This is a genomic window from Oceanobacillus bengalensis (genome assembly GCF_003628445.1).
GTDB classification, from domain to species: domain Bacteria; phylum Bacillota; class Bacilli; order Bacillales; family Amphibacillaceae; genus Oceanobacillus; species Oceanobacillus bengalensis.
Genome location: NZ_RBZO01000003.1, coordinates 77,969 through 90,305 on the forward strand (window position 1 = coordinate 77,969; position 12,337 = coordinate 90,305).

Below are 12,337 nucleotides of genomic sequence, written 5' to 3' on the forward strand. Positions count from 1 at the left end.
TAATGCCCGATATCTATAAGATGGGGCTACACTATCTAATCCCATCGAAATGAATTGTTGTTTCTGTCGGAAAAGATATAAATAGTGGACTTATTTAATTCAGTATTGTGTGAAGAGGTCGTTCCCAAAACACACTTCGCGCACCTTAGGGCAGCCGATGAGCCCCCCTCGTGCAGGTTCGCCTACGTCTCCTAGTAACGCTACGAAGTAAGGTTCCTCGGCGCAAGGTAGCGAAGAAGTTTCTCAAAGTAGTAGCCTTACTACGGTGTCTCATCTAGGCCTCTCCTCCAGCGGGAATAGTACGTGTCCGAAGAAAGACCCTGGAAGAAGCGTTTTGTGCGTCACAAGAAGGCTTATGCTGTGCCCGCGCGGATAGCATTTGCCCGGAGCGATCCCGGACGCCAAGATTTACTCCGATTTAAGAAAATCTGAATTAAGTTAGTTCGGAGTTTATATCACCTACACAGTACAACAACAAAACTCACGAATAGGGCCGCAAGTAATACATCTAAATTTTCCGCATTTCTAGGAGGTGCATGTGTTTGTCAGGAATTTTAACCGTTCTTGCTCTACTCGTCAAAGAAGCCCTTTTTTTCGTTTCATATGTGAAAAATCATGCCTTTCCTCAACCTTTACCACCTGATGAAGAGAAGAAATATATTAAAGAAATGCAAGAAGGTAGTGAAACTGCAAGAAATAAACTAATTGAACATAATTTACGATTGGTTGCACACATTGTGAAGAAGTTTGAGAATACTGGTGAAGATATGGAAGATCTAATTTCCATCGGTACCATTGGATTAATTAAGGGAGTTGAAAGCTTCTCTTTAGATAAGGGGACGAAGCTTGCAACATACGCAGCCCGTTGTATTGAAAATGAAATACTTATGCACTTAAGAGCATTAAAAAAAGTAAAAAAGGATGTTTCACTACATGATCCCATTGGCCAAGATAAAGAAGGAAACGAAATCAGCTTAATTGATATATTAGAAGCTGAAAACGAAAACATTATTGAGTTTATTCAATTAAATATGGAAATAACAAAGATGCAAGAATATTTTACTATTTTAGACAATAGAGAAAGAGAGGTAATTGTGTACCGTTATGGGCTAAATAACGAAAAAGAGATGACCCAACGGGAGATTGCAAAAAAATTAAAAATATCCAGAAGTTATGTTTCACGGATTGAGAAGCGAGCCCTGATGAAAGTATTCCATGAATACTACCGTAAAGAGCGCAACAACTAAGAAATCGCAAGCACCTGTTTAGGGAAGCAATGTCTTGTTCCGACACATAAATAACTTCCTAGGATTGATTTACGGGGAGCATCATTCACCGAAAATGCAACGTGACGAGAAATGTTCACGTTGATTTTGATGAATACATGGGCTAACGGATGTTTCGATAGCCTGTACGGGTTCTGTAGCTGCACGTCGGAGCAAAATATATACATTTTTATCCTCTAACAAAGATTGAGCACTTATCTACGCGATAAGCACTCAATCTTATGTTTTACCTCATATTTTTAATGATTAACATAATTAAATTTGCGGCATTTTTAGCAGCTGTATCTAAGAAAGCATCAAATGAAATTGATGACTCTTTCCCCGCTATATCTGACAGTGCCCGGATAATCACAAATGGTTTATTATACAAATGACATACTTGCGCTACTGAAGCAGCCTCCATTTCACTAGCAATCATTGTAGGGAATTTTTCACTAACAAAGCGCACACGTTCTGGGTCTTCCATGAATGAGTCTCCTGTTGCGATGATCCCCTGTTCATAATTGATTCCCAACTGATTAACAGCATTAACAGCCATTGAAATGAGATTCTTATCTGCTTCATACATTGCTGGTAGGCCAGGCACTTGACCATAATCGTAATTAAAAGCTGTTACATCTACATCATGATGCACAACTCTTGTAGAAATAGCGACATCTCCAATTTCTAATTTTTCTGCAAATCCACCAGCTGATCCCGTATTTATTACATGGGAAGGTGAAAATCGTTCATGCATAATAGTTGTTGACATTGCTGCATTTACTTTTCCGATACCTGACTTCAATAACACAACATCTTTTCCATGAAGTTTCCCTTCGACAAAAAGACATCCAGCTACGGTTTGTTCTTTTTTCATTTCGATGTTTTCTAGTAGTAATGCTATTTCTTCATCCATTGCTCCGATTATTCCGATTGTCACTATATATTCCTCCTACACGATACTATCAATATTTTTCCCAATCATTTTCTATTAATATTTCTACTTTCGTTGGCTGCCATCCCTCATTATCTATCCAGGATAGATAAACACGATAGACTTCTGTTTCTTCTGCATCAGAGACCGTTGCAACTACTTTCTGGTCCCCTCCATTAGCTACCCACCACTCTCGATAATTACTGTCATTTAACCCCGTAGCTAATTGTATAGCTTTTCTCATTTCCAAGCGGTCCTGCGAATCATTATCATATTTAACCGTATGTGGCCCTTCCTGTTCCGTTCCAACAGGTTGCCAATTTCCAGTATATGCTTCCGCTACATTATCATCAGAAGGTTCCACTTCTTCCGTGACAACTTCTTCATTGTTTACATTCTCATCATCTAGATTTTCCGAATCCTCCGTTGTTCCTGATTCAGAATCTTCAACAGACCCTTCTTCGTTTAATTCATTTTCATCAGTATCTGTTTCTTCTTCTCGTTCTTCAATTAACTGATTATCATTATTATCAACTTGTCCCTGCTCCACTTCATCGGTAGACTCATCATCATTCCCGCCAAATAACCACATACCGATTAATATCAGTAAGAGAATAACACCAACTACAAGTAGAACAGAAATAGATTTCGTATTTTTTCTGCGTTTTTCAAATTTATTTTTACGTGTACTGTTCTCTCCCATTCGTTCTCCCTCCCCAATTATACTATTTATATTTATTGTATAATATAACAGAATTCATGGAAACTTCCATCAGATTTTTTACCCAAAAATCTGCTTCGATTAATACTAAAAACAGAGAAAAGCAGGATGAACTCCCGCTTTTCCCATTTATTATCCCACTTTAGTTATTTTTACTTTAATATCTCCACCAGGTGTAGATACAGATACTTCTGCACCGATTTCATGTCCTAGTAGGCTCTTCGCCATTGGTGAATCATTTGATATTTTACCTTCAAATGGATCTGCTTCTGCACTTCCAACAATGGTGTATGTTTCTTCTTCTCCATCAGGTAGTTCGATAAAGGTTACTGATTTCCCTAATGAAACGATATCAGCATTTTCTTCGTCGTGTTCAATAATAACAGCATTACGAATCATTTTCTCCACTTGAGTAATTCTTTGTTCAACAAACGCTTGTTCATCTTTTGCTGCATCGTATTCAGAGTTCTCCGAAAGGTCACCGAAATCACGAGCTATTTTTATTCGTTCAACAACTTCTTGTCTACGATCTGTTTTCAAATATTCAAGTTCTTTTTCTAACTTCTCTTTCCCCTCTTGCGTCATATAATAACTTTTCTCTACAGCCATTTAAAACACTCCTTTTTACACTATACATAACAGATAGGCTAAAAAGCCCAATAATAATATATTTATAATTATACTATCCATAACTATGGCAGAATTCCAATAAATAATCAATACTTACGAGTTATTTTTCAGTATTTTTTGCTAAAATATTTTCAATCTTTGATGCCATTATATCAATGGCAACGTAATTTTCCCCACCCTCGGGAATGATGATGTCTGCATAACGTTTCGTCGGTTCAATAAATTGAAGATGGGAAGGTCTTACCGCTGTTAGATATTGGTCAATGACCGAATCTAGCGACCTACCTCTATCTTTAATATCTCTTTGCAGTCTGCGAATAATGCGTAAATCTGCATCTGTATCTACAAATACCTTTATATCCATTAAATCAACTAATCTCGGGTCCTCTAAAACAAGAATTCCTTCTAATATAATAACGTCTTTTGGTTGTACATGTATAACCTCTTCTGAACGGGTATGGATTTTATAATCATACACGGGTTTATTAACCGATTTACGATTTAATAAATCATGTATATGTTCAATTAACAAATCATTATCAAATGCTAATGGATGATCATAATTTGTATTTAACCTTTCTTCAAAAGGTAGATGACTTTGGTCTTTATAATAATAATCTTGCTCAATAACAAGGATCGTCTTGTCACTGAAACGATTGCAGATCGAACGGGTAACAGATGTCTTCCCACTACCACTCCCACCAGCAACTCCAATTACAACTGGTTTATCTTTCATTGATTATGAAGCTCCTTTCATTTCTTATAACTGACAGCAACTCCATCTCCTATTGGAATGATAGATGTATGAAAAAGAGGATGCTCGTTTAAATATTGATTATAATCTCTGATTTTTTCAACCATATTCTTATATCTTTTTGGTGTTTCCTCAGGATTTGCAACGTGTCCTCTAAATAGTACATTGTCAGTAATAATGATCCCATTATCTGCAAGCAATGGTACAGCAAGTTCAAAAAAACGTTTATATTGGCCTTTTGCAGCATCAATAAAAATAAGATTAAATGTTTTACCTGTTAATCTCGTCATTTCTTCAAGTGCATCACCATGAATAACGTCAATCTCTCCATTTTTATTCTGCTGACGTATATTATTAATTGCTTGTTGAAAACGGTTTTCATCTTTTTCGATTGTAACAATCGTAGTATCGGGGTAAGCCCCTTTCATTCGTAAAGCAGAATATCCAATTGCTGTACCTATTTCTAGGATTCGTTTGGGCTTTGTAATTCGTATTAACTGCATTACTAAATGCATCCCTGCCTTATCCATTATTGGTACACGATCTATTGCTGCTTGTTCTTCTAGCTCGATAACCCAATCTTGTTGTTTTGGTAATGTTTGAATTAGATAATCACCAATTTGTTTGTCCATCCTAAAAAAACCTCATTTCTAATTAGAAAAGTGTAAGCGCCCGTTTAGCGACGTACGGACTGGACTGAGCCGAAGGAGATAAAGGAAACACGGCGACCGTAAGGAGCCGAAGGAGATAAAGGAAACACGGCGACCGTAAGGAGCCGATGTTGACTTATCGTACGGAGGTGAGGGAAGTCTCGCTAGTCGCTGGGCGCTGGAGCTGGACAGTATTAAGAAAAAAAACGAGAAATGTGAACAGAATTCACATTTCCATATTGTCCTTAATTCATAAAGTCATCTCTATTTTGATTATGTTCCTCAAGGGTTTCTGCATAATGAATCTTCCCTTCACTGTCATGCAAGAAATAGAAATAATCTGAGTCTGTTGGCTCTAGTACAGCAAGTAATGAGCTTCTTGAAAAGTTCGCAATTGGTCCAATCGGTAGGCCATTAACTTGATAGGTATTATAAGGTGACTCTTCTTCTAGGTGCTCATATAATGTTGTTTCTAGGTGCTCGCCAACCGCATATGCCACCGTTGGATCTGTCTGCAGTGGCATTCCTTCTTCTAATCGATTATAGAATACACCTGCAATCTCATGCCTTTGTTCTTCATTGCTTGCTTCCTTTTCAACCAAAGATGCAAATGTAGCAACTTCATGTATTGTTAAATTTTTATTCTCAATAGCATCTAGGTTCTGATAGATAAGATTTTCTGTTTCCATTAACATCCGTTCTATAATCGAAGGAATACTTGGCTCTTCCTCGTAGAAATCATAGGTAGCAGGATATAGGTATCCTTCTAATGGCGTGTAGATTTCTTCATTAAGAATATCCTCTGGAAGGACGGAATACTTATCCATTAACTCTGATATATAATCATCATCATCAACTACTTCAATGAATTCTTCTTTCGTAAAATGCAGTTTTTCTGCGTATATTTCAGCAATCTGTTCGATGGTCAATCCTTCGGGAATCGTTATGGTATATAAAGGCTCGAGAGAAACCTTGCCTTGCTTAAGATTATTAATAATTTCATCGACATCCATCGATTGCGTAAATGAATAGTTCCCTGCTTGAAATTCAGATTCATTATTAAGTTTTATGTATATCCGAAAGATAAGTCCATTCTTAATTACTTCATTTTCTTCTAATATACTCGCAATAGTAGAGCTAGAAGAGCCTAGTGGTATTTCTACCTGTATTTCTTCTTCACTCGTTGCATCAACAGGTTCTAAAGCTGATCGTATATAGTTATATCCTGAGATTCCACCAATTACAAATATAACAATTAAAGCTAAAATAATGATTGATACAATTTTACGAACCTTTCTTGCCTCTTCACTCCGCGTAATGAGGTTGTCCTTGAATTTATTATCCTTATTCTTTTTGGACATAAAATCCCCCTCTCATTCGACTTATTATACTAAAAAAATGTAATAATATCCATGTTTTTGTCAAATCAGAGAAGAAGCTGATGTCTAGGTAGACATCAGCTTCTTTCTTTATTTCTCTTCTTCTAACTCTTCATCTGTTAATGTATTTAGCATTTCTTCTACAATATCCCACTCTTCATCTGATTCTATAGGAAAAAGAGTTAAATCATCCTTTTCCGTTTCTTCATAGCGAAAAGCGTATACCTCGACTTCATCATCCTCAGCTTGTTCAACTGGAACAACTGCAATGTATGAGTTATTTGTCTCATCTACATCAAATGTAAATAACACTTCAAATAAATGTTCATCACCATTTTCATCAGGGACAATAATTCTTTCTTTCTTTTCTAAAGACACTTTATCACCTCATTTTTTATCTAGATAGCCTTGTAAGATCATAACCGCAGCCATTTTATCAATTACTTTTTTTCTTTTCTTTCTACTCATGTCCGCCTCTAGTAGGACCCTTTCAGCAGCCATTGTTGTTAATCTTTCATCCCACATTTCAATTGGTATGTGAAATGTTTCTTCAATATGCAGAGCAAACCTTTCTGAGGCTTCCCCGCGCTCACCAATTGTACCATTCATATTCTTTGGTAGTCCAACAATAGCTTTCTCAATTTCATGATCATTAATGATTTGTTGTAATTCTTTATCTGCTGAGTGGATATCATTTTCATCCCAATAAATTGTCGTTAACCCTTGGGCTGTCCAACCGAGTGCATCGCTAACAGCGACACCAATAGTTTTAGACCCTACATCAAAACCTACTATTTTCATTTAATCCGCCTTTTGTTGTTCTAAATAAAATTTAACTAATTCTTCAATTACTTCGTCACGCTCTACTTTACGAATTAGATTTCTAGCATCATTATATCTTGGGATATATGCTGGATCACCAGATAATAGATATCCGACGATTTGATTAATTGGATTATATCCTTTTTCACGTAACGCTTCATGCACCGTAAAAAGAATCTCTTTAATATCCTGATCGAATGGTTCATCTGAGAAACTAAACTTCATTGTGTTATCAATCGAACTCATTTAGACACCCCGTTCTTTAGAGAAGTAGCCATCAATCAAGCAAAAATGACACGTCTCCTATAATCTGATACGTATACAACTATCTTAACATGACTTTACATTTAATTATATCTTTACGTTAAGAGAATTCAAGTGTAATCCATTACTTCTCCGTAATATATCGTTTAGCGATAAGTAGAGCTTCATTAATCTTAGATGGATCTTTCCCACCAGCTTGTGCCATATCCGGACGGCCACCACCACCGCCACCACAAACACCAGCAGCTTGTTTAATTAATTTCCCTGCATGGTAGCCTTGCTCTACTAAATCTTTTGAAACTCCTGCTGCAAGCTGAACTTTACCTTCATTCTCAGCAGCTAGAAGGATAATACCTGATGAAATCTTTTGTTTTAAATCATCAACCATGTTTCGTAGCTGATTCATATCTTTGACATTTACATTTTGAGCAAGGAGAGAAATACCTTGCACATTTTCCACTTGATCTAATATGGAAGATGCTTCTGCATTTGCTAACTTAGCACTTAATGATTCGTTGTCTTTTTGTACTTGTTTCATTTCATGGAATAAACTCTCAATTCGTTCAGGAAGTTTCTCTTCATTCGTTTTTACTAATTTTGCAGCCTTCTGTAAGACTTCCGTTTTCCCACGTAAATATTCATAAGCATGCTTACTTGTAACAGCTTCTATTCTTCTTGTTCCAGCACCTATTCCGCTTTCTGACACAATTTTAAACAAACCAATTTCAGAACTATTTCTTACATGACAGCCACCACAAAGTTCAAGGCTATAATCACCAATTTGCACAACACGTACAATATCTCCATATTTCTCACCAAATAAGGCCATCGCCCCCATCGATTTTGCTTCATCTATATTCTTAAGGTTCGTTTCCACAGGAAGTGCAGCCCAAATCTTTTCATTCACAATTTGTTCAATTTTCTCTATTTCTTCCTCTGTAACAGCATGGAAGTGTGAGAAATCAAAACGTAATCGCTCAGGTGTTACAAGAGACCCTGCTTGATTCACATGAGAACCAAGTACGTCCTTTAAGGCTTGGTGTAGTAAGTGTGTGCCCGTATGGTTCTTTATTGTAAAGGTTCTTGAAGTTGTATCAACATGTGCTTTTACATAATCGCCTACATGGATTTCTCCCTTTTCTACAACTACGCTTTGGATGTGCTGACCTTTCGGAGATTTTTGAACATCTTTAATGGAAAGGGAAGCAGTTTCGGTAGAAATCCAGCCATGGTCAGCAATTTGCCCGCCACTTTCAGCATAGAAAGGTGTTTTACTCAGAAAAATGTATACTTCTTCTCCTTCTTTTGCAACATCGACTATATTGGTACCATCAAATATTGTGGCAACCGTTGTTTCAACGTCTAACGTTTCATAGCCGACAAATTCACTCTCAATATCAATTTCACTTAAAGCATGATTCTGTACCTGCATAGAGTCGACTTTTTGTCGGGCATTTCTTGCGCGTTCTCTTTGCTTTTCCATTTCTGTATGATACGCTTCTTCACCTATTGTAAACCCTTCTAGACCAACATATTCTTCTGTTAATTCTTTAGGGAAACCATACGTGTCATACAAACGGAATACATCTTCTCCAGGAAATACCGTATTCCCTTTAGCCTTTTCTCTAGCAATAATAGATGTTAGTATTTCTAAGCCATCATTTAATGTTTCATGAAAACGCTCTTCTTCCACTTTTACAATCGATACGATAAAGTCTTTTTGTTTCAATACTTGTGGGTAGAAATCTTTCATAATTTCTCCTACAGTTTCTACTAGCTCATACATGAAGGGTTTTTCAATACCAATTTCTTTTGCAAAACGAACTGCACGACGAATCAATCTTCTAAGTACATAACCTCTTCCTTCGTTTGAAGGGACTGCTCCATCGCCAATTGCAAAACTAACCGTTCGAATATGGTCAGCAATGACTTTGAATGCTGTGTCACTTTCTCCATTCTTCCCATATGTGGTTGCTGCTAATTTTTCTGTTTGCTGAATAATTGGCATAAATAGGTCTGTTTCAAAGTTAGTCGGCTTATTTTGAATCACCGACACCATGCGTTCAAGTCCCATCCCTGTATCAATATTTTTCTTCGGAAGAGGTGTGTACGTGTCATCCGGATTATGGTTATATTGAGAGAAGACTAAATTCCAAATTTCAAGATACCGATTATTTTCCCCACCAGGATATAATTCGGAGTCATTCGGGTCATTTCCATAATCCTCTCCACGATCAAAGAAGATTTCCGTATTCGGTCCACTAGGTCCCTCCCCTATATCCCAAAAATTCTCTTCTAAGCGAATAATGCGTTCTTTTGGAAGTTTTATATTGTTAAGCCAGAAATCATATGCTTCGTCATCTTCTGGATGAACAGTAACGGATAACTTTTCAGGATCAAGGCCTAACCATTTTTCACTCGTTAGGAATTCCCATGCCCACTCAATTGCTTCTTCCTTGAAATAGTCACCGATTGAAAAGTTACCAAGCATTTCAAAGAAAGTATGATGTCGTGCAGTATAGCCTACATTTTCAATATCATTCGTACGAATTGATTTCTGAGCATTTACAATCCGCGGATTTTCTGGAATAATGCGACCATCAAAGTACTTCTTTAATGTTGCAACACCGCTATTGATCCATAGTAACGTTGGGTCGTCTTTCGGTACTAATGATGCACTTGGTTCTACCCGATGACCTTTTTCTTTGAAAAAATCAATATACATTTGTCTCACTTGTGCTGAAGATAATTGCTTCATCGTATTTTCCTCCTGTTTCATTAAAAGCTATTTTAGTAATGATTGCTGTATTACTGCGGAAAAGGTATAAAATGCGACGTAAGTGCATGTTGATTTCCGCTGCGGGCAGTACGCTTTCCGCGGGCACGGCCTCAGCCTCCAAAGAAGCAAAGAACGCTTCTTTCGGAGTCTTCGGACACGTGCTTTTCCCGCAGGAGTCGACTGTCCTCCGCTACAATCAACAATTATGTTTACAGTAATCACGTTAGAACGTTGAATAGCACAAACTCAGTGGAGGCAATACACGTAGACTCCTGTGGGAGGACAGGCCTAGGTGAGACTACGTAGTGCGTTAGCACGAAGTAGGCTCACCAGCCGCCCACGGAAAGCGAAGTTTATTGCCGGAACGTTAGGAAGAGCACTATCTCAAGTTACTTCGCATTTTATATCTATCGCGAGAAACAACCTTATGGATAGTTTTGAAAACTCAGCTACATTCTTGTAATAAGTAGCCAAAAATCAAAAAAATCCCCTCTCTGCTATTTAGCAGGGACGAGATTACTTCGCGGTACCACCCTAATTATGAACAATTTACATTATTCATCACTTTGTTCATGTTAACGGTATGAATCCGGCGGGGATTAGCCGCACTTAAGCGTAGCTTTCCATGACTCTTGTTTAGGATTTCTTTCAGCCAAATGAAAATCCCTCTCTATAAACTGAAATTCATGTACTTATCACTTTCATCGCTTTTTAATATTTTTACTGACCCCAGTATATAAAAAGTTTAGCCCTATTGTCAATGATTAGCAGGTATCTGCCATATGTGTTTAACAATTACCCTTACAATCGTAAGAACAGGCACTGCCATAATCATTCCTAATACGCCAAACAATTGACCACCTAATAACAGTGCAATAATAATGGCCACTGGATGAATGGCTACACTTTTTCCAACGATATATGGAGACAGTAGATTCCCTTCGATAATTTGAATGATGAAAATACCAATTATCACAAAAATCACTAACTTAATTTGGCCAGTCGTTGTAAAGGCAATAATTACTGCCGGAACAGCTCCTAATATTGGACCGAAATATGGAATAATATTTGTTACTGCCATGCCAATTGCGAGTATCAGTGCATATTCTAAGTCTAAAAATTTAAATATCAAAAGTGAAGTTAAACCAACAAACAAACATACGAGTAATTGGCCACGGATATATTTTCCTAGACTATCATCAATCGCATGAATAACTTCACTCGTTTTCTTTTGATAATTACTCGGTACAAACTTCTTAAAAAAACCTTTTATTTTATCATAATCTTTTAGAAAATAGAAAACAAGAACAGGTATAACAGTAATGATTACTACCATATCAAAAATACGAGTAAAACCATTTACTAACTTGCTTAATAGCGCATCTAAACTGTGTTCGATACGAAAAATAACTTGATCCATCTTATCATGAACGGTTTCTGGTAGAAAGGATGTGTACTCATATAAATGATGAATACTATTTTGGTACAAAGACATAAATTCAGGAAAATTATTTGTTAAATCTCGTACTTGATGTACAACTTGGGGATATACCCGATATACAAGGTAACCAATACCACCGAAAAATAATAAATAGATAAACAGGATGGCTAATCCTCTATGAATACGATAGCTATGAAGCTTCTCTACAATAGGATACAACAAATACGCGATTAATCCTGCTATTAAGAAAGGTGTAAAAAATTTCCACAGAAACGAGAAGATGACTCCATAAAATGGAAATGTTTTTACTAGTAAATAGATAAATAAAAAAAGTAGAATTCCAATTAATATCCAATAAATAAAATTTAACCGTTTTTCATTTCGAAACAAAATCATCCCCCCTTAGTACAAATTCTGTAACTAAGGAAGTTTACTGCAGCCTGAGTTCTTCTTCAGAGAATAAATCATTTAAAGAACTTAGACTACCATCTGATTCAATTTGATGAACGGTTAATTCATTGTTGACTACTGTCATTTCAATAAAACATGTCCAACAATAGTAATTTTGTGAACCAATTTTCCCAATATCTCTTCCATTACAATTCGGGCATCGCATTAACATATAAACACCTCATCATAGTATGATATCTTCTTATGAATAGATATACTTTACAATGAAAGCATTGCCCGATTGCTAA

At 36.7% G+C, this 12,337-nt stretch carries 13 protein-coding genes and 1 other annotated feature; of the genes, 1 reads left to right on the top strand and 12 read right to left on the bottom strand.

Annotated elements, in window-relative coordinates; genetic code table 11:
* The first annotated feature begins 542 nt into the window (after nucleotides 1-542).
* Nucleotides 543-1,247, top strand: coding sequence for an RNA polymerase sporulation sigma factor SigK (gene sigK / locus D8M05_RS03100; protein ID WP_121128540.1), 705 nt, complete (start codon nucleotides 543-545; stop codon nucleotides 1,245-1,247).
* 265 nt (nucleotides 1,248-1,512) lie between these two features.
* Here sigK and mtnN read toward each other — a convergent pair whose 3' ends face one another.
* The 12 genes from mtnN to D8M05_RS03160 all read right to left on the bottom strand — a co-directional run bounded on the left by mtnN (nucleotide 1,513) and on the right by D8M05_RS03160 (nucleotide 12,255).
* On the bottom strand, nucleotides 1,513-2,205 hold the full coding sequence (mtnN, locus tag D8M05_RS03105) for a 5'-methylthioadenosine/S-adenosylhomocysteine nucleosidase (RefSeq protein ID WP_121128542.1): 693 nt from the start codon (nucleotides 2,203-2,205) through the stop codon (nucleotides 1,513-1,515).
* A gap of 25 nt (nucleotides 2,206-2,230) precedes the next feature.
* On the bottom strand, nucleotides 2,231-2,902 hold the full coding sequence (locus D8M05_RS03110; RefSeq protein ID WP_121128544.1) for a YrrS family protein: 672 nt from the start codon (nucleotides 2,900-2,902) through the stop codon (nucleotides 2,231-2,233).
* Between the two features lie 150 nt (nucleotides 2,903-3,052).
* On the bottom strand, nucleotides 3,053-3,529 hold the full coding sequence (greA, locus tag D8M05_RS03115; RefSeq protein WP_121128546.1) for a transcription elongation factor GreA: 477 nt from the start codon (nucleotides 3,527-3,529) through the stop codon (nucleotides 3,053-3,055).
* 121 nt (nucleotides 3,530-3,650) lie between these two features.
* Nucleotides 3,651-4,286, bottom strand: coding sequence for a uridine kinase (gene udk / locus D8M05_RS03120; protein WP_121128548.1), 636 nt, complete (start codon nucleotides 4,284-4,286; stop codon nucleotides 3,651-3,653).
* Nucleotides 4,287-4,303: 17 nt separating this feature from the next.
* Nucleotides 4,304-4,936, bottom strand: a complete 633-nt coding sequence (locus D8M05_RS03125; RefSeq protein WP_121128549.1) for an O-methyltransferase — start codon at nucleotides 4,934-4,936, stop codon at nucleotides 4,304-4,306.
* A 263-nt stretch (nucleotides 4,937-5,199) separates the two neighbouring features.
* Nucleotides 5,200-6,315: an endolytic transglycosylase MltG gene (mltG, locus tag D8M05_RS03130; RefSeq protein ID WP_121128551.1), complete on the bottom strand. Its 1,116-nt coding sequence runs from the start codon at nucleotides 6,313-6,315 to the stop codon at nucleotides 5,200-5,202.
* A 108-nt stretch (nucleotides 6,316-6,423) separates the two neighbouring features.
* Nucleotides 6,424-6,711, bottom strand: coding sequence for a DUF1292 domain-containing protein (locus D8M05_RS03135; RefSeq protein ID WP_121128553.1), 288 nt, complete (start codon nucleotides 6,709-6,711; stop codon nucleotides 6,424-6,426).
* A gap of 9 nt (nucleotides 6,712-6,720) precedes the next feature.
* Nucleotides 6,721-7,134: a Holliday junction resolvase RuvX gene (gene ruvX / locus D8M05_RS03140; protein ID WP_121128555.1), complete on the bottom strand. Its 414-nt coding sequence runs from the start codon at nucleotides 7,132-7,134 to the stop codon at nucleotides 6,721-6,723.
* Complete coding sequence (locus D8M05_RS03145; RefSeq protein ID WP_121128557.1) at nucleotides 7,135-7,401, bottom strand: IreB family regulatory phosphoprotein; 267 nt, start codon at nucleotides 7,399-7,401, stop codon at nucleotides 7,135-7,137.
* Nucleotides 7,402-7,543: 142 nt separating this feature from the next.
* The gene (gene alaS / locus D8M05_RS03150; protein ID WP_121128559.1) at nucleotides 7,544-10,177 is read right to left on the bottom strand and encodes an alanine--tRNA ligase; all 2,634 of its coding nucleotides are present in this window, start codon (nucleotides 10,175-10,177) and stop codon (nucleotides 7,544-7,546) included.
* 524 nt (nucleotides 10,178-10,701) lie between these two features.
* Nucleotides 10,702-10,912, bottom strand: a binding site (T-box leader).
* 43 nt (nucleotides 10,913-10,955) lie between these two features.
* Nucleotides 10,956-12,029 carry an AI-2E family transporter gene (locus D8M05_RS03155; protein ID WP_245985169.1) on the bottom strand — a complete coding sequence of 358 codons (1,074 nt, stop codon included), beginning with the start codon at nucleotides 12,027-12,029 and terminating at the stop codon, nucleotides 10,956-10,958.
* Nucleotides 12,030-12,069: 40 nt separating this feature from the next.
* A complete protein-coding gene (locus D8M05_RS03160; protein ID WP_183072691.1) occupies nucleotides 12,070-12,255 on the bottom strand; it encodes a hypothetical protein in 186 nt (61 codons plus the stop codon).
* Nucleotides 12,256-12,337: the final 82 nt, after the last annotated feature.

Bases quoted from the DNA above. Each gene is read 5' to 3' on its own strand.
- D8M05_RS03110 (WP_121128544.1), bottom strand. From the start codon at position 2,902: ATGGGAGAGAACAGTACACGTAAAAATAAATTTGAAAAACGCAGAAAA.
- greA (WP_121128546.1), bottom strand. From the start codon at position 3,529: ATGGCTGTAGAGAAAAGTTATTATATGACGCAAGAGGGGAAAGAGAAG.
- udk (WP_121128548.1), bottom strand. From the start codon at position 4,286: ATGAAAGATAAACCAGTTGTAATTGGAGTTGCTGGTGGGAGTGGTAGT.
- D8M05_RS03125 (WP_121128549.1), bottom strand. From the start codon at position 4,936: ATGGACAAACAAATTGGTGATTATCTAATTCAAACATTACCAAAACAA.
- mltG (WP_121128551.1), bottom strand. From the start codon at position 6,315: ATGTCCAAAAAGAATAAGGATAATAAATTCAAGGACAACCTCATTACG.
- ruvX (WP_121128555.1), bottom strand. From the start codon at position 7,134: ATGAAAATAGTAGGTTTTGATGTAGGGTCTAAAACTATTGGTGTCGCT.
- D8M05_RS03145 (WP_121128557.1), bottom strand. From the start codon at position 7,401: ATGAGTTCGATTGATAACACAATGAAGTTTAGTTTCTCAGATGAACCA.
- alaS (WP_121128559.1), bottom strand. From the start codon at position 10,177: ATGAAGCAATTATCTTCAGCACAAGTGAGACAAATGTATATTGATTTT.
- D8M05_RS03160 (WP_183072691.1), bottom strand. From the start codon at position 12,255: ATGCGATGCCCGAATTGTAATGGAAGAGATATTGGGAAAATTGGTTCA.